The sequence below is a fragment of the Nostoc sp. DSM 114160 genome (genome assembly GCF_053470305.1).
In genome coordinates, this window is record NZ_JBPFGO010000001.1 from 1 (window position 1) to 24,686 (window position 24,686).

A 24,686-nucleotide genomic window follows, 5' to 3' on the forward strand; every position below is an offset into this window, starting at 1 on the left:
GTCTTATTTATTGTTGTGGGCAGGGATCAATTTGTTCAAAAAATCGAAGGAATGGTGATTTCTCAAAACAATGCCTGACGACACTATCAGGGTTAATCCACAAATAATTATCAGAAATGGGGGCAAGCTCCAACCTAGATGTTTTTGGCTAGTTGATTTAATCTGATAATTATTAAGTGATAATATCTTGTAAATACGAGTTGAAAAGACATGTAAATCATCCTGAGAAGTCAATCGATAAACTCGATTAGATTCTAAGAGCTTGGAATTTTTGATAGCTGCGATTAATTTAGGATCAGGCGAACTTGGGCGAAAATCATCCCACTGGTATTCATAACTCTCATAAAATAATCGAAATTCAATAACTTTGAAAATTCGAGCTTCATCTTTATCAGCAGCGATAAAATACTCAATTTCATTTATACGCCCTTTCTTGAATAAGCGGTTAATGTAATAAATTGCCTGAGCAATAACCTTTGCTGCAACTTCTATATCTCCAAGCTTGACTGAGTATTTGAATTCAAATAGAATTTTGGGCGTTGCTGAATAGAGGGATGAATTGATTTATGCAGGTACAGTTTGATACCTCAAATAGTGAAGTAATAATTTTATTGAGTGTCTCAGCATTTCTTCTGACTTAGAATAACACAAGGTCTTTCGATGAAGGCGTGCAAGATAATGTCTAACCCTTGTGTTTTCATTTTCAACTCGTGTCATATAAGTTTTACTCACAATTTGGTCTCCGTTGGGGATAAAATTTGGGTAAACTTTCCAACCATCTGTGACATAAAAATAACTTTTCCACTGTTTAACAATTTTCCACAATGGCTCAAATGTTTCAGCACTGTGGTCTCCTAAAACCCAAGCTAAAATACCTTGATTAAAGTGATTTACTGCTGTCCACAGCCAAATTTTGTTTTTTTTGAACCTATAAATGTCTCTAATTCATCCAGTTCTCCAACTTCTGGAATGACATCTTCTTTTGGTACATCTGGAAGTTTTTCTCCCAGTTGTTTGACCCAATAAATAATAGTTGTGTGATGCACACCTTTAACCCTTTCAATCCCACGAAAACCCATGCCGTTCAGGTACATTTTTAAGCATTCTTGTTTGAGTTCCTCTGAATATCCTTTCGGCGGATCGTACACATCGATAAATTGGCGATCGCATTTGATACAAATGTGATTTTGTTTACCTCTTCGTTTACCATTTTTCTGAACCTCCGTAGACTTACAGTGTGGACATTGCACAGTAGATGACCTCAATTCATCCCTCTATTATGCAACGCCGAATTTTGTTAACTACCAAGTCATGTCTTTCCTGAGTTTTGACTGGTAGAGAAAATTCTCTAACATAAGCTGCTTTAACTTCTTCTTCATTAGTAGCAACCAACAGAGCCTGAATAAAATTAAACTCCTGAGCTTGTGACCAGTGCTGCCTGTGTTCATCTGTCTGCTTTGCTTGTTCTTCCCACGCTCCCATATAAAATAATTCTAGCAGTAAGATTTGATAAATACCGACATCATCTTAACTTACTGGATCTACAGATCGACACCCTCTAGGTAGCATCTATACCTAGTAATTCAGTAACTATCTCTTTCAAGGTGTTATGGTTGATCGCTCTTTCCCCTCTCTCATCACTATGCAATTTGCAGACTTTTGGTATATTGTCGCACTCAGCAACCAACTACAACCTAACAAGGTATTATCACGTAGCATTTTAGGAGAATGGTTAGCGATATTTCGGGGTGAAGATGGACAACCCGTAGCTTTGCGCGATCGCTGTTTACACCGCAATAGCCGTCTATCTACAGGTAAAATCTGTGATGGTGCTTTGCAATGTCCCTATCATGGTTGGGTATATGACGGTGCTGGAAATGTTATTGCAGTTCCAGCCGAGGGAGATGATTTCAAACCTTCCCCACAGCGTCGAGCCAAGTGTTACGCTACCAAAGAACAAGATGGCTATATTTATGTGCGGTTAGCTGATGCCCCAAGCGTCGATCTTGAACCCTTTTCTATGCCTCACTACCAACAAACCGGATGGGAGACGGTGCGGGTAATTAACCGTTTTGCGAACAATGTGACTAATTGTGCAGAGAACTTTATTGATATTCCCCATACGGCTTTTGTTCATCCTGGGGTTTTCCGTACTTCCCGCCAACAAAAGTTAGAGATGACTGTAGAACGCTGCAATGGTTCGGTTTTGGTGGAGTATCGCAACGAAAACACTAATTTGGGATGGTACAGCCGTTTTCTGAATTTGCAGAATGCAGATATTAAACATAGCGATCGCTTTTATATGCCAAATATTACCTCTGTGGAATATAAAATGGCACGCAATCGTCATTTGTTCATTACCAGTCAATCTATTCCAGAAACCGATAATTCAACTCTGGTTTACACCGATGTCACCTATAACTATGGTATTTGGAATAAGTTAGCACGTCCCTTTGTGCGGTGGACTGCTCAACACATTATCCGCCAAGACGTGGAAATTTTAGGTATTCAAGGAGAAGCGATCGCTAAATACGGGACACAGTTTTATAATACGCCTGCGGACACAATTCATATATTTGTAGAGTCAATTATCGCAGCTATATCTCGTGGAGAAGATCCGCGTTTATTGCCAAATCAATCAGTAAAAGTTACATTTTGGGTTTAAAAAAAATATTATCTCCGCATAAATTAGTTATGATTTACCCAGTGATTTTTCCTTGTTCAATCCATCACAGCTAACACAGCTTTTGGCAATAACTTATCTTTAAACCAAACAATTCTGGCGGGGACATCATTTAATTTTACTCCCGCCTTCTCTAAGTTAAGTCGTTCGGAAATTGCCAAAATTAAATCATCACGCCCAGCCCGCCGCACCTGAGAAAACTTCTTTTGTAAATATTCTGGTCGCCAATAACCAACAATTTCTAATAAAAAAGTGCGTCCATCAGGATGTACCAAGCGAAAATCAGGAATCATTACGCTACCAGGAATTGGTATTAAATCAACTTCTCGCTCTAAAGCCCAACCACTTTTCAATGCATCCCATTTATCAGCAAAGGATGCTTCTAACATACTATCGTAGGGCTTACCTGGTGGATAGTGAGATACTAAACCACATTCAGAATTGAGAGTAAAACGTCCAGTTTTCCAGGTATTTGTATAAGCGTCACGGGTTTGCAGAATCGAAGAAAGACTCCATTTAGTAACGTGAAGTAAAGCCGGAATAAGTTTAGCGATCGCTAACCCATATCGCGTACTAGGATTAAACAAACTCGTCGGCCCGTCAATGGTAATTGTAAACCCGTGGTCAGCATCACCTTCAATATAAGCCATCAATTGAAAAAACTTTAAATAGCGAAATAACAACTTATATTCTCCCGGAACATTCCGGTGAGCATTTAACACCAGTTGACTGGCCTTATAAAACACACCTTGCACCTGAGATAAGTTATATCTATTTAATAAATCTGGCGCTGTTGGTGCATCAAACACAGTCAAAATCTTATTCTCAGATAAATCAGCATATAATCCATTCCGAACCTGTTCTAATAAAACTTCCCGCTCAAGTTCTTGAGTTAACTCATCAGCAATTTTACTCAAAGTAACTTGGGTTGATTCTCGACTAGAAACAGACTTTGCAGCCAAGGAAAATATCCGTTCTCTTAACATCTGTGGTTCCAACGGACTAACTACCTCAAAAGTGCAAAAACTGCTTTTGAGAATATAAGCTAACCCCCGTTTCACCCGATAATCTGTAGAATCTCCTTCAAAATCAGTCAGTTGTCGCTCAAGCACACCTTGAGTCTTCCCTACTGCTGATTGAAAATAATTAATTAACTCAATCGCCAAATCTGAAGTTGCTCGATCAATCTTCAGTCTCTTCGGAATGATCTCCTCCCCGTTTTGGCGATGCATCAGTAAGTCTGTCGGTAACATCTGAATTTTGGATTTTAGATTTTGGATTTTGGATTGAATAATTAATTTCTAACTGTTCCGCCGCCTTCAAACTCCGTTCCTTCCCACTCCCATAGACAACCTGCAAATTCCCTTTCTTCTCCCCTTGTCCCCTTGTCTCCTTGTCCCCTTGTCCTCTTCTCCTAGCCGAAGTCCCCTCCTCACTCGTATCCTCCGCCACTACCTCATATAAAATCGCCTGTTTATTCTCAATATTTCCCTTCCGTAAAACCCTACCCAATCGCTGAGTATACTCTCTAGCCGAACCAGTCCCCGATAAAATAATTGCAACAGTTGCCGCCGGGACATCAACACCTTCATTTAACACATGAGAAGCAACCAAAGTATTATATTTCCCCTCTCGAAACTTGGTTAATATCTCATGCCGTTCTTTCACAGGAGTTTGATGAGTAATTGCCGGAATCAGCAACTCTTGAGAAATGCGGTAAACCGTCGCATTATCCGCAGTAAAAATCAAAATTCGTGATGGATAATGTTCTGCTAATAAATTAATCAGAATTCGCAACTTTCCATCAGTACCCAAAGCGATATCTTTCGCTTCTCGATGCGCTAACATTGCCCTACGTCCAGATTGCGATCGCGCACTCATTTGCACGAACATTTGCCAACCTTGCAAACTTCCCAAAGAAATTTTTGATTGCTTCAAAAAGTCGTTGCGAGTTTGAATTAACTGGTTGTATCTTTCCCGTTCAAGTTGCGATAACTTTACCTTAATTTGGACAATTTCATGCTCTGCTAACGCCTTTCCTGCCAAATCTTCAGCGCGTTTGCGATATACTTCTTGACCAATGAGGATATTTAAATCAGCGTGCTTGCCATCAGTACGTTCCGGTGTCGCGGAGAGTCCCAGGCGATAAGGTGCGATCGCATATTCTGCAATTACTCGATTAAAATCTGTTGGTAAATGATGACATTCATCAAAAACAATCAATCCATATTGATTTCCCAACGTCTCAGCGTGAATTGCGGCGCTATCATAAGTTGCAACTAAGATAGCTGTTCGATCCCGCGAACCACCCCCCAGCAATCCCACCTCAGCATCGGGGAAAGCTGCCACCAAGTGTGCATACCACTGATGCATCAAATCCAAAGTTGGCACTACAATCAGCGTCGTGCGTGGCGTTGATTGCATCGCCATTTGCGCCAAATAAGTCTTTCCCGCCGCTGTGGGAAGCACAACCACCCCTTGTCTACCCGCCAGTTTCCAAGCCGCTAGCGCCTCAGTCTGGTGGGGATAGGGTTCCATTTCCAGAGTAGGAACCAAATCTACAGGATAAAATTGCTTGGCCTCATCGATAAAATTCACATCTTCCGCTTGTAGTGCTTCCACTAGCGATCGGTATCTAATTGCTGGGATGCGGAATTTTTCAACTCTATCATCCCACGTAGCATAGTCCATCCAACCTTTACCGCGTGGTGGTGGATGCAAAATTAATGTGCCACGATCGAAATTTAATGTAGGGGTACGAGCCATTTGAGAGTGTTAAGTGCTGAATGCTGAGTGAGGAGTTAAGAGTTAGGAGTTAGGAGTTAGGAGTTAGGAGTTAGGAGTTTTGTTTACCCCCTTGTCCCCTTGTCCCCTTGTCCCCCTATCTCCCTTATCTCCCTCATCCCCCCACTCCTTTGATTACTAATAACGCAAAAAGTGCATGATTCATCCAACTAACTCCGACAAAACCCAACTAGATGCGCTCATTAGTCATGGAATGTCCTATCGGCAAACCAACAATAACCTGTCTGAATCCTATAAAGAACAGCGACAGAGCTTTTTGCTGAAACGGCTGCAATTGCAGGCGCAGATTATATTAATAGCTGGCTTGACTTTAATTGCTTTTTTTCTTTGGGTAAATTCACAATTAGAAGGCAAGATATACGCCTTTAAAATTGGTCTTGTAGTAGAATTATTCACTCTTGTTTGTTGGGGTTTATGCAAAACTTCTATCGGTCGCCGTTATCCTGATTTAATTTTTTTAAGTTTGTGCTGGTCTGTAACTTGTGTTGTCCAAATTGATATAGCTTTGCTGTTCAATAACTTAGAACCAAGAAGCCATATTTGGACTTTGATGTTTATCACTCAAGCTACAATCATTCCAGTCCAATGGTGGATGCATTTAATATCTCAAATCGGCACAATACTTTGCTATTTAACTTTATATGTTGTATATAACCCTATCTTGAAAAATTCCTTAGCTTTTTATATTGAGCAAGGATTATATTTATTTTGGACTTGCATAATTTGTGTTTTCTCTGTTTATTTATACGAGCGCTTACGAAAAAAAGAATTTTACGCTCGTAAGGCAATGGAACTAGCGCAGCATAAATCTGAACGGCTGCTACTAAATATTTTGCCAGAGATGATTGCAGAACAATTAAAACAACAGCCGGCAACTATTGCCGATAACTTTCTGGAAGTTACGGTGCTATTTGCTGATATTGTTGGCTTTACAGAGCTTTCATCTCATACCTCTCCGGCGGAATTAGTCGAGTTATTAAATACAATATTCTGTCTGTTTGACCAATTAGCAGAACGTCATGGGGTAGAGAAAATTAAGACCATTGGCGATGCGTATATGGCTGTTGCGGGGTTGCCAAATCAATCTAACAATCATGCTCCAGCAATAGCTGACATGGCTTTGGATATGCAAAATGCTGTAGCTACTTTTAACGAAGAAAATAACCAATCCTTTAGCATTCGTATTGGCATTAGTACAGGGCCAGTAGTTGCAGGGGTGATTGGGCTGAAAAAGTTTGCCTACGACCTCTGGGGAGATACAGTCAATATAGCTAGTAGAATGGAATCACATGGTATTGCAGGTAGTATCCAGGTTTGTGAAGTAACTTATCAACTTTTAAAGGATAAATATTTATTGGAAAAACGAGGTTTAATTAAAGTGAAAGGTAAAGGTGAAATGATGACTTATATACTAAAGAGAATTAATTTAAAAACTTAATAAATAGAAGTCATAATTTATAGTTCAGAAAATTTTAACATTGAACATTTGTTAAAACTCAGTTTTACTACTTTAGATAGATTTGCAACAACTAACTGATTAAACCTCATCTATGTTGAAACCTAGAGTTTTTTAAAAAATATTAAAAGATATATTTATGTAGGTTGGGTGGAGTGAAACGCAACCCAACATTACTACTGATTTATGTTGGGTTGCGTTTCACTCCACCCAACCTACAAAACTACAAAACTACAAAACTACGGTTCTCAAGGTAGACGAGGTTTAGATGTATATTTTTCCGATGCTTAATTTAGGTGTTGAGCGAGGTCTAAGACGAGCTGTGACGCTCGATAACTCGCTAATGCTGCTATCACCCTTGGGAGAAGACTCGCTAATGCGTCGCATTTTCTAGCTGATTTTGGGAATAATCCTTTAGCTAGCTGCATAAAAGGAGAAGCCACATTGAGAGGAACACGTTCTCTTCTAGCGCCTTATGTTGTGGCACTATTGGCTGTTGGTAGCATATTGCTATTAACACTATTGCTACAGCCACTACTCAAACCAAGTATTTTTCTGCTATTTTTTGCTGGCGTAGCGGTTAGTGCCAGGTATGGCGGCATGGAAGCAGGGTTACTGGCTACTGCTTTGTCTACTTTAGCCGTCAGCTACTTTTTTTTAGAACCAGTGTTTTCGCTCTTGGTTGCAAGTCTAGACAACATACTGCGCTTAGGCTTGTTTGTGCTGGTAACAACAATTATTAACTTGCTGAACTTAGAATTACGCACTGCCAAACAACATCTTCAAACGAGTTTGCAGAAACTACAGGTGAGCGAAGCCAGATTTAAAAGGTTGGTAGAGTCCAACATTATTGGGGTAATTGTAGCCAATATGGACGGGGCGATCGCAGAAGCTAATGATGCTTTTTTACGAATGGTAGGTTATTCTCAGGAGGATTTGCTAGCAGGACGAGTCAGATGGCGCGAGATGATGCCACCAGAATATATTGAAACTAACAACAGTGCGATGCCTACAGCGGGCTACGCCTGCGCAGAACTCACAACTCAAGGCGTGTGTCAGCCTTTTGAGAACGAATTTATCCGCAAAGATAAGAGCCGCGTTCCTATTCTGTTAGATTCTGCTTTGTTAGAAAATAACCAAAATGATATTATTTCTTTTGTGATTGATATAAGCAAACGCAAACAAGCAGAACTTGCCCTTTCCAAAAGCGAAGAACGCTACCGCACTTTTTTAGAGCAGAGTTCAGAAGGTATTTGGTGTATCGAACTGGAAGTACCAATTTCAATAGATTGTCCAGAAGATGAACAAATTCAACATTTTTACCAATATGTTTACCTGGCAGAATGCAACAATGTTATGGCGCAGATGTATGGCTGTTCTCGTGCCGAAGAAATTATCGGTATCAGACTAGGAGACTTTCTTGTTGCCTCCGATCCACATAATATTGCATACCTGCGTAACTTTATCCGTTCTAACTACCGACTAATTGATGCCGAGTCCCATGAAATAGATAAGCAAGGTAATTCCAAATATTTTTTGAATAATCTAGTGGGAATTGTTGAAAATGGGTTTTTAGTGAGAGCGTGGGGAACTCAACGCGATATTACAGAACGCAAACGAGCGGAAGCAGCACTCCGTCAACGAGAAGATGAACTGCGCCTAATTACTAATGCTGTGCCCGTCAAGATTTCTTATGTTGATAGCGAGCAGCGTTATCGCTTTAATAATAAAGAATATGAAGACTGGTATGAGCTTCCTGCTTCCGAAATTTCTGGTAAACATATTAGAGAAATTTTGGGAGAGTCGGTTTATCAGTCTATTCTTCCTTATGTAGAAGCAGTACTTTCAGGAGAGCAAGTAACTTACGAAACCCAATTACCCGATAAAGATGGCACAAACCGTTACGTGAATGTCACTTACATTCCTCAGTTCAGTCAAGAGGGGAAAGTTGCAGGATTTGTTGCCCTTGTCACAGATATTACACTTCACAAGTTAGCAGAAGCAGCTCTCAAACAAAGCGAGAAACGGTTAAAAACACTTACCGAAAAAGTCCGCGTGATTCCTTGGGAGGTAAATGCCAATACTGGGAATTTTACTTACGTAGGACCACAAACTGTTGAGATTCTAGGCTATCCATTGTCAGACTGGTACACTGATAATTTCTGGGAAAAAAATATGCATCCAGAAGATCGGAAGTGGGCTATTCAGTATTGCCAAGAATCTTCTCTATCACTAAATAATTACGAATTTGAATACAGAATGTTGGCTGCTGATGGCAGAGTTGTCTGGCTATATGACATTGTAAATGTAGTGCGGGATGAAAATGGGCCGCAGCTACTACATGGATTCATGATTGATATTAGCGATCGCAAGCAAGCAGAGCAAGAACGCGAAGAACTGCTTAAACGCGAACAAGCAGCACGCGCCGATGCCGAAACTGCAAACCGAATGAAGGATGAGTTTCTCGCCACACTCTCCCACGAACTCCGTACACCCCTCAATGCTATACTGGGCTGGACACAGCTACTTAGAACTCGCAACTTCGATCTAGCTACTACTGGCCGGGCACTAGAGACAATTGAACGTAATACTAGATCCCTGGCACAACTAATTGAAGATGTTCTCGATGTATCACGAATTATTAGAGGCACACTCCATTTAAGGAGGGAGCGGGTTGAACTTGTATCGCTTGTAGAGGCGGCAATTGATACTGTGTATCCAGCAGCCCAGGCTAAAGAGATTAGTATCAAATGTAAATTCGACCCGAAAGTGGAGATAGTTGTGGGCGATGCCAATCGTTTGCAACAGGTTGTGTGGAATTTGCTCTCTAACGCCGTCAAGTTTACACCCAAGGGCGGCAGGGTTGATGTGCAATTAGAGTGCATTGAATCTTACGTGCAAATTCGGGTGAGTGATACGGGAGCGGGAATTGCTGCCGAATTCCTACCCCATGTATTTGAACGCTTTCGTCAAGCTGACAGTTCCAGCACGCGATCGCATGGCGGACTAGGATTAGGATTAGCGATAGTCCGTCACTTGGTAGAATTACACGGTGGTACAGTGTTAGCCGAAAGTCCAGGAATTGGACAGGGAGCGACATTCATTGTCAGTCTGTCAATGAAAGCTATTTAGGAGGCAGGGGGCAGGGGGCAGGGGGCAGGGAGCAGAAGTTCTTTTATTTTGAATTTTGAATACTTCGGCTACGCTCAGTACAAGTTTTGAATTTTGAATTGATTTCTCCTGTTCTGTCTGGCTTTCTTAATGCGTGAATTTTGTTAGCGCAGCGTTAGCGAGTCTGCGAGCGTCATTTTGAATTTTGAATTGGTATTAGTGTTTCCCAATCTAAATCTGATGCTATTTGAGCAAGTTTATCTAAATCAGTCAGGTTATCTAGATAGGGTAAGCAGCCTAAAACTGGCGTGTTAGTGAGTGATTGAATCAATTGAGATGGTGTCCAATCGGCTATTTCTGCATCCGTTCGTCTTTGTACGCAGTTCAAAACAATGCCTTTGAGATTGACGCGCGATTGTCTAGCTAATGCTACATTCGCTACTGCTTGAGCGATCGCACCCAATCTCACTGGTACTACCAATACCGTTGGTAAATGCCATTCCCCCGCTAAATCAGCTACCGTTAATTCTTCAGTTATTGGCGAACCTAACCCTCCCAAGGCTTCTACAAGTACAAAATCACGCTGCGATCGCAACTTAGACAAAGCTTGCCACACAAGTGCTAAATCTACTCGGCGATTTTCCCGTGCTGCTGCTATGGGAGGAGCCAGAGGTGCTTGAAAGTATAAAGGTGTAATTTCTTCAGCAGATTGTTCTAGCACGAATAGCTTTTGATACCACTCGCGATCGCCAATCCCCGATTGAATCGGTTTCATAATTCCCCAGTGACGCTGCGGGTAATATTTTTGCCAATAAGCTGCTAACGCTGTTGTTAAAACAGTTTTACCAGCTTCCGTATCAGTTCCAGTAATCAGTAGTGTGTTTAACATTAATTTCTTTGGCCAGAAAATGGTTGTGTTCCATCAGTCGGCGGCAAAGTCGGCGCTTCAGTAATGGTCGGAATTGGCAAGGGTGTTTCTGTGGGAAGTGGCAAAGGTGTCTCTGTGGGAAGTGGCAAAGGTGTTTCTGTGGGAATTGGCAAGGGTGTCTCTGTGGGAATTGGCAAAGGTGTTTCTGTGGGAATTGGCAAAGGTGTTTCTGTGGGAATTGGTTTGACTGGTTTTTCTAATGCAACATTGAGATTGTAATTGCTTTCGGCAACTCCTGAAAGCAGAGTTAACTCAATAGTATATCTACCAGTAACCAATAATGTGCCTTGATAAAATGTGACTTGTTGGGCAGTACTATCAACTGGTTGTCCATTGGGGCTTAAGACTGTTAGCAGAATGTTGCTTTCTGGGTCAATAAACGTGTTTAATTTAGTACCTTCTCGCCCAAAAAAGCTGTACTGGATGATTTGATTTGCTTTGAGAGTACCTTCAACCTTGATTGGGTTAGATGCTGTAAGGTTGAGGCGCTTAGTAGATACAACAGGTGGCTCGTTAGTAGGTGTGGGTGTCGGTATCGGTGTCGGTGTTAGTGTCAGTGTCGGTGTCGGTGTGAATGTAGTACCACCAGAAATTACTGGTGAAGGGAAATTTTGTGGAAGCGTCTCGTCTGATGTTTTTGACTGACTGCGGATGGAACTGACTAGTGCCCAAGAACCAAATCCTGCTACGATCGTGACAACAATGGCAATTGCGGCGATCGCTAATGGATTATCCAAAATTGAGTTTGTGGGACTTGGTGGAATTACAGGAGCGGGTTTCTTGGGCGAAGTTGCTGGTGCTACTAAGTCAGGACGGCGACTAACTGCCATTGTCTGCAAGTTAGACACATTTACATTCGGAGGACTGACTTCGTGTAAAGGTTGTAGTGCTTGAGATACACTAGTAGCACTTTGATAGCGATCGCTCGGTATATGATTCAACATTCGATTCAACACCATAGCAAATCGCGGGTTCACTTTTACCCACCGCTGCCAATTCCAAGTTAGTTGGTTTTGATCGAATAGATCCTTTGGTTCTTTACCAGTCAGCAAAACAATCGCGCTTACCGCTAATGCATATAAATCACTACTAGGATAGGCTCCTCCTGTTTGCATTTGTTCGCTGGGAGAGTAGCCTAATTTTCCTACGGTGGTTTTTGGCAGGGGATTATTTGGCGATTGTAAACGCGTTGCCAGTTCTTTCACCACCCCAAAGTCAATTAACACGGGTTTCGCATCACTATCTCGCAAAATAATGTTTTCTGGCGAAATATCCCGGTGAATAATTCCTCGACTGTGAATATGCTCTAAAACGGGTAACAACAACTCTATCAGCTGCAATACTTCAGCCTCTGTGAAAGTTTTACCCACAGCTTGACGTTCAGCCAGCAGAGTGCGGTACGTCTGACCTGCAACGTAGTCCTCCACCAAAAATAAGCGTTGGTCTTGCTCAAATCTTTCCCGAAATTTCGGCACTTGTGGGTGTTCGATTTGATATAGAATGGCAGCTTCTCGGTGAAAAAGCTCTTGTGCCCTCTCCCAATCCAAAGCCGACCTTGCTGTTGAATTCAATTCTTTGATCGCGCAAAGTTCGTTAAAGCGCCTCTGGTCTTCTGCCAGATAGGTTCTACCAAATCCTCCTTGTCCGAGAATTTGAATTATGCGGTAACGGTTTTGCAAGACAGTGCCAACTGTAATCGGTGGTTGCATGATCGGTTGATTGAGTGTAGTAGCAACTGAGGAGGAAGTCACCCACAAAGATTAAGTCCAAGAGGCGACGGACAGTTACCTGCGGCAATATTCTACTATACTCAACAAGTAGACTCTACCAGAGGAAGGTTGTTTCCTACTGTATAACTCCTCAATTCAATTTCTCTGCCTGGGAAAACGATAAATTTTGAAATATTCAAAATTAAACTTGAAAATCTAATTTCTAGAAATCACTCATCTCTTTTTCAATCAATCCTGTAGAAAAAGAAAAAATTGCAATCGGCTAACTGTGCTAGTGTCAGCCAAGCTTCTGCACAATAAAATAGGTAGCAAGCGTCTTTATAAAGAATAGTGTTATCTCACTCAATAATGATTTCTTTAGCACTACAAATCTTGATTTTGTCAATTATTATTTGAGCTATAAGACTCGTATTTGATTGCGTGAAAACAACTCAGTACACATTTATTCCTTCTTCCCTATTCCCTATTCCCTGTTCCCTATGAATCGCAGGGCAGAGGCAGTTCTCGCTGCACCTAAGTAGAGCGATCGCAACCACTCAAAAATCAGGTATACCCTCAAGTAGAATTTTTCCTCAGCAATAATACGGTCACTCACTAGTTCAGATGTGATTGGTAGTTTCTACTTGACAGAATGTTCGCAGACAAATTCAATAGACTTCTTGGCATTTGTAGGGAAAAGGGTAAGGGGGAAAGGGAAAAGGAATAAAAAAACCTTTCCCCTTTGACCTTTCCCCTTTGACCGCAAGAGTGCAAAAGTTACTTTTGCAAGAGGTCTAATATCGATATTGAACAATTTTTCTATATTCAACTACTAACTTTTAAGTAAAAATATTTACAATAAACTGTTTAAGTAATATTACTATCATTAAGTAATATTAAGTATCAAAAAAATATCTTTATTTAATCTTTATCTAAAAACTTGCTAGTGCGTGGATAAATTTTGTCCGCTGCCAGCTTTTTCTAGACTTTACAATAATTGTCACTTTTGTCAATGCGTAGATTATAGAGTAATAAGCTACTCTTTGACTACTTAGTGACAAGTGCTATACTGTGTGAGAACAAACTTTTTAATATCACTAAAGTTGTCAATGCTTTACTGTCAGCTATCAATGAGGTAATTATAAAAACTTAGCACACCAATAATGTTTAAGCAATTAGGCTTATTTACCTCAACTAAAAAATTGAACTATAGAGCTAGTGCATGGACTTGATGTCAGTTAAGCTATGAATAGCTTGTTTGCCAAGAAGACTAGATAAGTAGAGAATAATAATTTTATGCAAAAATGTTTAAATTTTGTATGGAAGCTTCAACAAAACTTACAGATGTTTTTTTAGGCTATTTCTTGGTTAAATCTATTAAATCCCTAATGATAATATTACTATGAATGCACATAGAGGATCTGCTGTGCTCAGTTCTGCAACTTTCAAAGTGCAACCATCTGCAACAGGACTGAACGATAATCATCGCCTGCGGCTGTTTTCTGGCTCTGCCAATTTACAACTGTCTCAAGAAGTCGCTCGTTATCTGGGCATGGACTTGGGACCAATGATTCGCAAAAGATTTGCGGATGGAGAACTTTACGTTCAAATCCAAGAATCAATTCGAGGTTGTGATGTTTATCTAATCCAGCCATGTTGTCAACCTGTAAACGATAATTTGATGGAATTATTGATTATGGTTGATGCTTGTCGTCGAGCTTCTGCGCGACAGGTAACGGCAGTAATTCCCTACTATGGTTATGCTCGTGCCGATCGCAAAACGGCAGGACGAGAGTCAATAACCGCCAAACTGGTTGCTAACTTGATCGTGGAAGCAGGTGCCAACCGCGTTCTCGCAATGGATTTACACTCGGCTCAGATTCAAGGCTATTTTGACATCCCCTTTGACCATGTTTACGGTTCACCAGTATTGCTAGATTATCTAGCCAGCAAACAACTCCCCGATCTGGTGGTTGTTTCTCCCGATGTTGGTGGTGTAGCACGAGCTAGGGCATTTGCAAAAAAACTGGATGATGCTCCACTGGCGATTATTGACAAACGTCGTCAGGCACATAATGTCGCAGAAGTGTTAAATGTTATCGGTGATGTTAAAGGCAAAACGGCAGTGTTAGTGGATGACATGATCGACACTGGGGGAACGATCGCAGAAGGAGCGCGATTACTGCGTGAAGAAGGAGCGCGTCAGGTATATGCCTGTGCAACTCATGCAGTATTCTCTCCACCAGCGATGGAGCGGTTGTCTAGTGGTTTGTTTGAGGAAGTTATTGTTACCAATACCATTCCCATACCAGAAAACAATCGTTTTCCACAACTAGTGGTGCTGTCAGTAGCTAATCTGTTGGGAGAAACTATCTGGCGGATTCATGAAGATACTTCAGTTAGTAGTATGTTCCGCTAACTACATTCCCGTTATAGGGATAAATTACCCACATTGACTCCTTGATTGGGTGCAGTGTGGGTTTTTGCTTTTAATTATTATGCCAACACTAATAGATGGATTCACACTAAATCAGACACATCAAGGCAATTCCCAATCCAAAATCGTTCGACTGAGCGCAGCCGAAGTCTAAAATCCAAAACTTGTACTGAGCGAAGTCGAAGTATCTAAAATCCAAAATGATATAACGTCCCTTGTGGGCTAAACCCCTAATCGCTGCACAAGAGCTGTAACGGGGATTGGCTCTGCATGGGAACGAGAGACTCCCTACTCTCTACTTGCTTACCGATACAGCCAAACCCTCAGTAGTGAAAGCAGTTGCTCGGTATCTACAGGTTTGGTGATATAGTCAGAGGCTCCAGCTTCGATGCATTTTTCTTTGTCACCTGGCATGGCTTTAGCAGTTAAAGCAATGATTGGTAGTGAGCGAAACTGTTGTTGTTGGCGGATGGCACGGGTGGTTTCGTAACCATCCATTTCCGGCATCATGATATCCATCAATACTATATTAATCTCAGGATTAGCTTGCAGTCTTTCTATGCCATCTCTGCCATTTTCGGCAAATAGCACTTGCATTTGATAGCTTTCTAAAAAGCTGGTCAGGGCAAAAATATTTCTGAGATCATCATCTACAATCAAAATTTTCCGATTAGCCAGCACCGGGTCAGTTTGATGTAGTTGCTCTAGTATTTGCCGCTTTGGTGTGGGCAAATTTGCTTGCACCCGATGCAAAAACAGGGCAGTTTCGTCTAACAACCGCTCTGGCGATCGCACATTTTTAATAATAATTGTTTCTGCTAGTCCCCGCAGCTGGGTTTCTTCTTGTCGGCTGAGTTCTTTACCTGTGTAAACAATTATCGGCAGTTTCAAAAGCTTGGGTTCAAGTTTTATCTGCTCAATTAAGGCAAACCCGCTCATATCGGGCAGACCAAGATCGAGTACCATACAATCAAAGTGATGCGATCGCAAAATCGCGAGAGCTTCTGCTCCTGTACCTACTGCTGTACTCTGGACATCGCCGTTACCAATCAGTTCGATAATACTTTGGGCTTGTACGGGGTCATCTTCTACAATTAAGAGATTTTTTACCTGACGCTCAATAAAGCCTTTAATCTCAGTCAATACCTGAGTTAGCGCTTCTGGAGACACGGGTTTTTGCAGATAAGTAATTGCTCCTAGCTGTAATCCCCGTTGTTGTCTTTCATCAACAGAAAGTATGTGTACTGGTATATGTCTGGTATCTGGTTTATGTTTCAGACGATCCAGCACCGTCCAACCATCCATCTCTGGCATGTGGATATCTAGCATAATTGCATTGGGTTTAAACTGTTCTGCTAGTGCTAGACCTTGTTTGCTTTGCAAAGCAACAATAGTTTTAAAACCCTGCTGACGTGCCATATCTAGTAAGATGCGGGCGAATTTATCGTCATCTTCGATAATTAGCAAAATGCGATCGCCTGGTTGAATTATTTCTCGGTCATCTGGAATATCGTGGGGTAAGCTGGGAAGTACTTTCACTGATGGAGAGATGTCTACAGTGGGTCTGTTTTCCACCATTGGCAGTTCTTTTATGGTCGATGCTGTGAGCATCGGGGTGGTTGGCTCAAGGGGTGGTGTGGTGATATTTTGACTATTCTTTTTCTGTTGTTTGGGCAAGTAAAGGGTGAAGGTGCTTCCCTGTCCTGGCTGGCTGAGTAGTTCAATTCTCCCTCCCAACAGTTGAGCTAATTCACGGCTAATGGACAAGCCCAAGCCAGTTCCGCCGTACTTGCGGCTAGTTGTGCCATCTGCTTGCTGAAATGCCTCGAAAATAATCTTCTGCTTTTCGGGTGGAATGCCTATGCCCGTGTCGCTGACGGCAAAAGCGATCGTGGAATTATCTACTTGGAATATTTGTAACTTTACGCTTCCCTGTTCTGTAAATTTAAAGGCGTTAGCTAAGAGATTTTTCAGCACTTGTTGCAGACGTTTGGAGTCGTTATAAATTGTCGGGGGTAACTTCTCATCCCGTTCAATAGTAAAACTGAGTTCTTTATTGTGGGCAACTTGCCGGAAAGTCTGCTCTAAAGATGTTTCCAAATCTGCAAGAGCAATTTGCTCAATATCGAGCGACATAGTACCCGACTCAATTTTGGCCAAATCGAGGATGTCATTGATTAATTCCAGCAAGTCAGTTCCAGCCGAGTAAATAGTCCGGCTGTACTCTATTTGTTTGTCGGTCAAATTGTTAAGCGAGTTATCTGCCAGTAGCCTTGCTAAAATTAATAAGCTATTTAATGGTGTCCGCAATTCGTGGGACATATTCGCCAGAAATTCTGACTTATATTTGGAAGATAAGGCCAGTTGTGCAGCTTTTTCTTCCAAAGACTTCCTCGCTCGCTCAACTTCCTGGTTCTTGCGGGCCACTTCCCGATTTTGAACTTCTAACAATTCTGCTTTTTCTTCTAGCTCCTCATTTAGTTGTTGCAATTCTTCGTTAGATTGCTTGACAAGAAATTGTGATTCTTCTAACTCATACGCCTGTTGTTCTAGGCGTTGATTGCTTTGCTGTAGTTCTTCTTGCTGGGTTTGCAGTTCTTCTGTTAAAGCAACAGACTCTTCAAGTAGTTGCTGTGTTTGCAATTGTGAGGCGATGTTATTTAAAAATACACCTAGATTTTCACTCAATTGCTCTAAAAATGTTAGGTGCAACTGGTTAAAAGGCCCAAAAGAGGCAAGTTCAATTACAGCATTTACCTGCCCTTCAAATAGTATGGGCAAGACAATAATATTTAGTGGTGGTGCTTCTCCCAAGCCGGAAGTGATGCGGATATAATCACTGGGAACTTCTGTGAGCAGGATTCTTTGTTTTTCTAGGGCGCATTGTCCCACTAATCCCTCACCCAAACGAAACTGATTTGCTAGGTTTTTTCGCTCTTTATAAGCATAACCACTCAGCAACTTCAGTATAGGCTGGTCGTTTATGGAGTCCATCACATAAAAAACGCCCTGTGATGCCCCAACTAGCGGTGCTAAATTTGACAATATCAGACTAGACACGCTTTCGGGATTTCGCTGCCCTTGGAGCATCTGAGTAAATTCAGCTAAGTTAGATTTGAGCCAGTTTTGCTCCTCATTTTTTTGAGTGGTGTTTCGCAGATTAACGATCATCTGGTTAAAGGTGCGCGTCAACACGCCAATTTCATCTTGGCGATCGCTATCTGGTAAACTTACCGATAAATCCCCATCTGCCATTGTTTCTGCCAAATCAGAAACTTGCTTCAGAGGTACTGAAATATGTCTGGTCAAGGTGAAGCCAATCAAAGCTAAGAGCAAAGAAAAGAAGGGAATACTATAGACAATGCTGGCGAGCGTTTGCCGACCGGCTGCTTGTGCCTTCTCAGAACGCTGTTTGAGCAGTGCATTCTCTTCATTTTTCATCGCCTGGATAACTTTCTGGATATTATCCATCAGTTGCTTACCCTGGTCTGTCAGAACAGCTTTTTGAGAAGCTTCTAAGCCTTGGCTTTGCCGTAGCTCTATGACATCTTTCATCACAGCCATTCTTTGGGTTAGTAGTGGCTGCAAAATATCAAGCCGATTTTGTTGGTTGGGATTATCTGCTGTTAACCTTTGAAGTTCCCTAACTTTTTGATTCAGTACTTGAATGGCAGCGTCATAAGGTTCTAAATAGCGCTGTTCTCCAGTAATAATGTAACCGCGTTGCCCAGTCTCAGCATTTGTCAGTTGCAAGTTGAGGTCTTCAAGCTGACTTAACACCTCGTAAGTATGGCTTTCTTTGCGCGAAGTTTCAATTAGCTCATTGGTGCTTTGGTAGGAGATTAAACCAATGGTGGTCAGAGTTGCCAAACTCAAGGCAAAACTTACTCCAATCTTGGGTCCAATCTTCAAACGGTTTAACATTACTCCACGCAGGTATTCAAATTATTTCTGTTTTCGAGACTATTTAATTATGTTTTGGCTATGCAAAATCAATGGGGGATATTTAGTTTCTCTAGGATATACCTAATTTTTTGCACGCCAACTATTATCATTTGTATCCTAATTTTTTACAAATGTAACGGTACTTAAATAATTATATATCTAAATACTATATTTTTATTTAAGATTTTGACAAGAAATCATTCAGTAGCATAACTTCTTTTAAAAGAAGCAACTACTTGATTATGCTTTTGATTGAATATTGCCGGGGATAAGTAAAATTTTTTGCTCAGATTCTAAATTTCACATTAGCTAAAAAAAGGTATTTTAAAGTTTATATAATAATGGTTAAATAATTTTTAGATTAACAAAGAGGCTGGATAGTAAAATTAAACAGCCCAATCAGGAAAATTAAATTAATTAAAACATAATTTATCTAGACATTAGATATAGTGCATTTTGCGGTTAGATATAACATCTATGCCATTGTACATCAATCTACCCAACCATAACCTTAGCGATCGCCAGCAGCATTCATTCCCCAGGAAAGTCAAGATTTTAAAAGACAACCTATACCCATAGAAGTAGATAATTTATAGTACAAAAGTATTGTTAGGAATATGCACAATCATGGCGTGTTGAAAAATATGTTGATATTAACTTGACATTTAACTAGAAGTTGTTAATCACTTGGCGATCGCTTCTAGCTGCATCAAGCTCGGATTGACTATAAATACTAAAATGTTGAACCTTGTTACTCTCTAAAATGGCTCTTGCACCTGCTACATAGATATCAGTGCCTTTTAGTACTAATAAGTAATGACCAAGAGTCAGATGATGCTCATAATATTTAGTTAGCTCGTCAGAAATTCCTAAAGTAGTATATTTATCTTGGGAACTGCTGATATTAACCCCAGAAATATCACCCAAATTGCTTGTATTTTTAACAACTATTGAGATTTGACTCATGGGGAAGTCGGCGGTTTTCAATTCAGTAACCGCTGCTTGTGCGTCTTGATGTCGGTAAAAAATACCGAGTGCATATTTGTAGCGATTATTTGGGGTCGAGTATGGCTCAAAGACTCCCCATTGTTGAACATCGCGGCGATTAAAAATCCTCTTGGCAAGACGAAGTTCTATGTCTATACCGGTTACTATTACCAAATAGTAACCTTTACAGACAAGATCGCTATAACCCTGTGCTTGCCTTTCAGAAATTCCTAAACTTAAGAACAAACTAGATAAACCACCTGCTAAAGTGGTAGCGATCGCTGTTACTTCCGCTCCGGCTAAGATGACTGGGCCTATACCAGGAATTACCAAGAGGACTATATCGACTGATAAACCAGCAATATTTCCTAAAGAATCACTAGCAACGGCTCCAGCAGCATCTTTTAAGGATGTATTGCCAGTGTTTTCGATGATTTCAACACCAGCAATATCACTTTCTTCTGTATTCCGTGCAATAACAGAAACTTTGTCCATTGGAAAATTAGAAGCTTTTAGTTCCTGAAGTACCAATTGTGCATCGGAATACCCAGCGAAAACTCCTATAGTTCTTCGCTCTTTCTCTAATGTCATTTTCTCGGTTTATTGCAGTTAGAAGTGATTCCCAAGATTGTTACCTCAATTTGAGGTATTTGAGGTAATTACACAGCGCGACGAGTCAGTAAACCCCAAAGGAAAATTAGTATCATTGCACCAATAACAGCAAATAAAATACTTCCCAGAGATAAAGCTCCTACAGATGCAGCTGCTGCCGAACTACTTCCTAGTAATACTTGACCCAAATAACCACCGAATACGGCCCCAAGGATTCCTAATATAATGGTAGAGATAATACCGCCACCTTGGGTTCCAGGATAAAATAACTTAGCTAACGCACCTGCGATTAAACCCAAAACCAACCAAGCAATAATGTTAGTCATTGAATTTCTCCTTCACTAAAAATCTGCTTTATTTGCATTTGACTATTTCATATTAAAGTTTGCTTCTAAAATTTTCGATCTATCTAAAGAACTAATATCAGAAATCTTTAGATATCATTTGAATATTCGCCAAGTCACCTTTGAGGATGAATATACAAATTCGTCACATTCTGTACATTCAACTATTTGTATAGCAGTCCTATTTAACATCATACAAGATGTAGATCGGGAAGCTAACCGCATTCTAGATGAGACACGAGGTGTAGCTTGCTTCCCTGTATGGGTAAGCGTAGGACTTCTTACAGAAGTGGGTTAAAGGGTAACGGTATGGAATTTTCCCTTACCTTTAACATGCACCCCAACCAAAAAGCAAAAGTTACTTTTCAAGATGTCTGTAGTATTTCGTAGAGAAAGACAGAAAAGGAAAAAAAAACAAAGAAATATAGACATTTCACATCTAGATTTTTGATTTTCAAAAAAGCGATATCAGCCGTTCAAGGTTCAGGACTGGAGACTATAGAAAGAGCTAGTTGATATAGTTGGCGACGGGGAAGGGAAGTAAATTTTGCTAACTGACGGCTAGCTTGCGATCGCGATATCCCTTGACTAATTAACTGTTTCAATTCGGCTTTCAGTTCTGCTTCTGTCAGTTGGGGCTGACTGGCTGGAATTCCCGCTACTACTAATGTATATTCACCTTGGGGTTCTCGTTGAGTGTAGTAAGCGATCGCTTCGGCAATGGTCCCTCGCCAAAATTCCTCATACAATTTAGTTAACTCCCGTCCTAGCACAATTTGGCGATCGCTTCCCCAAACAAGAGCTAAGTCTTGCAAAGTATCTCGCAAACGGTGCGGCGATTCATAGAAAATCAAGGTGCGAGATTCTGTTTGCAGAGATTCTAAATGTTCTTGTCTGTGTTGGGTTTTCGCCGGGAGAAAGCCTTCAAAGACAAACCGATCTGTTGGTAGTCCGGCTGCACTCAAAGCGGTAATTGCTGCACTAGCGCCAGGAATGGGAACTACAGGAATTCCCGCTTCAATACAGGCTTTCACCAGTTCATATCCAGGATCGGAAATACCTGGCATCCCCGCATCACTCACCAGAGCGATCGCTTTATTATTAACTAAATGCTCTAATAATTCTGGAATACGGCTGGTACGATTGTGTTCGTGGTAACTCATTTGGGGTGTTTTAACTTGAAAATGCTGTAGCAATTTCCCCGTATGACGCGTGTCTTCCGCAGCAATGATATCCACAGTTTGCAAAATTCGTACCGCCCGAAAGGTGATATCTTCCAGGTTGCCAATTGGTGTACCGACAACGTAAAGTGTTCCTGGTTTTGGATCGGTTTGCATGAGCAAGAGTTAGGAGTTAGGAGTTAGGGGTTACAAGTTAGGAGTTAGGAGGTCAAAATAATAATTTATGTTTAATACGAATTGAGTATTGGTAACACTCCATACTCAAATTTTGGTTTTTTTGACCCGATGAGAGTTTCTAATTCATCAATTTCAGTGATTTCAGGTATCTATGGTTTTTTAAGACGCGATAAATCGCGTCTCTACATCTGGGTTTTGTTGCTTATCTTGCGGGCTATCTTATTTCAATAATCTTAGTCCACTGAGGGTAACTAATACTGTGGAACCTTCATGGCCAATGACGCCGATGGGTAGGTTAATATTTCCTAGAAAGTTGCCGACTAAAAGCAACATAATGAAACTCAACGCTACAACTATATTTTGTTTTACTATGGCTTGCGATCGCCTACCCAAATGCATCGCTACAGCAATTTTTTCTAACCTGTCTGCCATTAGTACGATATCTGCGGTTTCTAATGCCACATCGCTACCAGATACTCCCATCGCTATACCTACAGATGCTTGCGCTAAAGCTGGTGCATCATTAATGCCATCGCCTACCATTGCCACAGTTTGATATTGTTGCTGTAAACGGCGGATAACATTCAGCTTATCCTCTGGTAAAAGTTGGGCATACACCCGATCGATTCCGACTGCTTTGGCGACACTGCGAGCAGTTTCTTCATTATCCCCGGTTAACATGACAATTTGTTCAACTCCCAGTTTCTTTAATCGGGTAATGGTTGCGGCTGCTTCCGCTCTTACTTCATCTGCGATCGCAATTACACCCATCACCTCTGCCCCTCTGCTCCCCTGCGCCCCTGCTCCCCTTCCTTCCTGTGCTACCCAAACCACAGTTTTACCTTCTTGCTCCCAAGATTGAACGATTTCTCGCAATTCTTCAGGTAAATTTGTCACATATCTCTGTACAAAAACGGCATTACCCACAATCACTTGTTGTTCTTGAGCAATTCCGACAATTCCCTGTCCCGGTATAGCTTGTACTTGGATTGCAGGAACCCAATCTAAACCACCAGCCGCCTGTACAATTGCCTTACCGATGGGATGTTCGGAAGATGATTCTACACTAGCAGCAGTTTTTAATACATCATATTGAGTGTATTCACTAACTGAAACTACCTGAAATATCTGCAACTGTCCTGTTGTGAGAGTACCAGTTTTATCAAATGCGATCGCTCGGACTTTGCCAATTTTCTCCAACTGCGCCCCATTTTTAAACAAAATCCCTTGTCTTGCACCATTGGCGATTCCTGAAAGCAGGGTGGGCATAATTGCGGCCATCAACGCACAGGGAGAAGCCACTACAAGGAAAGTAAGAGCGCGATAAATTGTTGTTTCCCAATCCCAACCCCAAAGAAATGGGGGTAAAGTTGCCAGTAATATCCCAGCTACTACAATGACTTTGGCATATCCTTTCTCAAAGCGATCGATAAACTCTTGGGAAGGTGGTGCTTCTGTTTGCGCTTGTTCTACCAAACGAATCACCCGCTGAATCAAACTGCTTTGGGCTGGTTTGTGTACTTTAATCTGCAATGCACCATAGCCGTTGAGTGTACCAGCAAATACTTCTGCGCCCACTGTTTTTTCTACAGGTAAAGACTCGCCTGTAATCGCAGCTTGATTGAGAGTGCTGTAACCAGATAAAATTATCCCATCAGTCGGAATTAGCTCTCCAGGTTTAACGACAATCTCATCACCCACTTTTAGCTGACCGATCGGAATTTCCTCTTCTCTTCCCTGAAGCAAAACTCTTGCTGTATCTGGTGTCAAACTCATCAAACTCCTGATACTGCGCTCAGTTCGCTGCATGGCATAGCCTTCTAATGCGCCACTGATGGCAAAAATCAGAATCAAAATTGCCCCATCAATAATTAGATGATATTCTCTTCGCCATAAGCCAAGACTAGCAGCACCAATGGCGGCGACAATCATCAGCAAATCTACATCGAGTTCTTTTTCTTTGAAAAGGGTAGTTAATCCTTCCCGCGCACTTTCATAACCGCCAATTATATAAGCAGCGGGTAGCAACAGGAATGCCAATCCTAGCCAACCGAGATGCAAGGCGAACCATCCGAGAAATAATAGGAATCCACACAAAAGGGCGGCTACGGTATCTGTGTGTTCTCTGGTGAATTGGCTAAAACGTTGGGGGTAGAGCATGAGAGGTGAATTAACAGGGACTCCCTCAGGCTAAACCTTGACATTAATGTTAATGTCAAGGTTTATAATGATTTTGAAACGCAAAGGGGCGCTGAGGGAAGCGCAAAGGTACGCAGAGTAAATCTTTATCTGTGTTTTTTGAGTGTTTTTC

The 24,686-nt window shown here is 41.3% G+C and carries 16 protein-coding genes; 5 read left to right on the forward strand and 11 right to left on the reverse strand.

All coding sequences use genetic code 11. The features are described from left to right. Positions 1-564: 564 nt before the first annotated feature. Positions 565-1,250, reverse strand: a protein-coding gene (locus tag NSTCB13_RS00005; protein WP_448270917.1) for an IS1 family transposase whose coding sequence is annotated in 2 segments (ribosomal slippage) — positions 565-926 and positions 926-1,250 — 687 coding nt in all. Because the reading frame shifts where the segments join, the coding sequence is not laid out codon by codon here. A 16-nt stretch (positions 1,251-1,266) separates the two neighbouring features. Beyond that, positions 1,267-1,482: a hypothetical protein gene (locus NSTCB13_RS00010; protein ID WP_448270919.1), complete on the reverse strand. Its 216-nt coding sequence runs from the start codon at positions 1,480-1,482 to the stop codon at positions 1,267-1,269. Positions 1,483-1,642: 160 nt separating this feature from the next. Here NSTCB13_RS00010 and NSTCB13_RS00015 point away from each other — a divergent pair, with 160 nt between their 5' ends. Beyond that, the gene (locus NSTCB13_RS00015) at positions 1,643-2,665 is read left to right on the forward strand and encodes an aromatic ring-hydroxylating dioxygenase subunit alpha (RefSeq protein ID WP_448273091.1); all 1,023 of its coding nucleotides are present in this window, start codon (positions 1,643-1,645) and stop codon (positions 2,663-2,665) included. A gap of 56 nt (positions 2,666-2,721) precedes the next feature. Here the strand turns inward: NSTCB13_RS00015 and NSTCB13_RS00020 are convergent, their stop codons facing one another. Both NSTCB13_RS00020 and NSTCB13_RS00025 read right to left on the reverse strand, forming a co-directional pair. Next, on the reverse strand, positions 2,722-3,936 hold the full coding sequence (locus NSTCB13_RS00020; RefSeq protein ID WP_448270921.1) for a DUF790 family protein: 1,215 nt from the start codon (positions 3,934-3,936) through the stop codon (positions 2,722-2,724). Continuing rightward, positions 3,866-5,449, reverse strand: a complete 1,584-nt coding sequence (locus NSTCB13_RS00025; protein ID WP_448268272.1) for a DEAD/DEAH box helicase — start codon at positions 5,447-5,449, stop codon at positions 3,866-3,868. The genes NSTCB13_RS00020 and NSTCB13_RS00025 overlap by 71 nt, the downstream gene beginning before the upstream one ends. Positions 5,450-5,624: 175 nt before the next feature. Here NSTCB13_RS00025 and NSTCB13_RS00030 point away from each other — a divergent pair, with 175 nt between their 5' ends. Then, on the forward strand, positions 5,625-6,926 hold the full coding sequence (locus tag NSTCB13_RS00030) for an adenylate/guanylate cyclase domain-containing protein (protein ID WP_448270923.1): 1,302 nt from the start codon (positions 5,625-5,627) through the stop codon (positions 6,924-6,926). A 462-nt stretch (positions 6,927-7,388) separates the two neighbouring features. Further along, entirely contained in the window at positions 7,389-10,076 is a 2,688-nt protein-coding gene (locus NSTCB13_RS00035; protein ID WP_448270925.1) for a PAS domain-containing sensor histidine kinase, read from the forward strand. 172 nt (positions 10,077-10,248) lie between these two features. Here the strand turns inward: NSTCB13_RS00035 and bioD are convergent, their stop codons facing one another. Together bioD and NSTCB13_RS00045 are read right to left on the reverse strand one after the other, a co-directional pair. After that, complete coding sequence (gene bioD, locus NSTCB13_RS00040) at positions 10,249-10,944, reverse strand: dethiobiotin synthase (protein WP_448270927.1); 696 nt, start codon at positions 10,942-10,944, stop codon at positions 10,249-10,251. Then, positions 10,944-12,692, reverse strand: coding sequence for a protein kinase domain-containing protein (locus NSTCB13_RS00045; protein ID WP_448273092.1), 1,749 nt, complete (start codon positions 12,690-12,692; stop codon positions 10,944-10,946). The genes bioD and NSTCB13_RS00045 overlap by 1 nt, the downstream gene beginning before the upstream one ends. A gap of 1,402 nt (positions 12,693-14,094) precedes the next feature. On the opposite strand from NSTCB13_RS00045, the gene NSTCB13_RS00050 reads away from it, so the two are divergent. After that, on the forward strand, positions 14,095-15,111 hold the full coding sequence (locus NSTCB13_RS00050; protein WP_445630140.1) for a ribose-phosphate pyrophosphokinase: 1,017 nt from the start codon (positions 14,095-14,097) through the stop codon (positions 15,109-15,111). Between the two features lie 321 nt (positions 15,112-15,432). On the opposite strand, the gene NSTCB13_RS00055 is transcribed toward NSTCB13_RS00050, so the two are convergent. The 3 genes from NSTCB13_RS00055 to NSTCB13_RS00065 form a co-directional block, all read right to left on the reverse strand. Continuing rightward, positions 15,433-19,053: a response regulator gene (locus NSTCB13_RS00055; protein ID WP_448270929.1), complete on the reverse strand. Its 3,621-nt coding sequence runs from the start codon at positions 19,051-19,053 to the stop codon at positions 15,433-15,435. A 690-nt stretch (positions 19,054-19,743) separates the two neighbouring features. Beyond that, entirely contained in the window at positions 19,744-20,652 is a 909-nt protein-coding gene (locus tag NSTCB13_RS00060; RefSeq protein WP_445630138.1) for a hypothetical protein, read from the reverse strand. A 68-nt stretch (positions 20,653-20,720) separates the two neighbouring features. Next, on the reverse strand, positions 20,721-20,999 hold the full coding sequence (locus NSTCB13_RS00065) for a GlsB/YeaQ/YmgE family stress response membrane protein (RefSeq protein WP_289796500.1): 279 nt from the start codon (positions 20,997-20,999) through the stop codon (positions 20,721-20,723). A gap of 118 nt (positions 21,000-21,117) precedes the next feature. On the opposite strand from NSTCB13_RS00065, the gene NSTCB13_RS00070 reads away from it, so the two are divergent. Continuing rightward, positions 21,118-21,315: a hypothetical protein gene (locus NSTCB13_RS00070; RefSeq protein WP_448270931.1), complete on the forward strand. Its 198-nt coding sequence runs from the start codon at positions 21,118-21,120 to the stop codon at positions 21,313-21,315. Positions 21,316-21,493: 178 nt separating this feature from the next. Here NSTCB13_RS00070 and rsmI read toward each other — a convergent pair whose 3' ends face one another. Further along, positions 21,494-22,354, reverse strand: a complete 861-nt coding sequence (gene rsmI / locus NSTCB13_RS00075; RefSeq protein ID WP_445630137.1) for a 16S rRNA (cytidine(1402)-2'-O)-methyltransferase — start codon at positions 22,352-22,354, stop codon at positions 21,494-21,496. 240 nt (positions 22,355-22,594) lie between these two features. Next, positions 22,595-24,535 (reverse strand): heavy metal translocating P-type ATPase, encoded by a 1,941-nt coding sequence (locus NSTCB13_RS00080; RefSeq protein ID WP_448270933.1) that lies wholly within the window; start codon positions 24,533-24,535, stop codon positions 22,595-22,597. Positions 24,536-24,686: the final 151 nt, after the last annotated feature.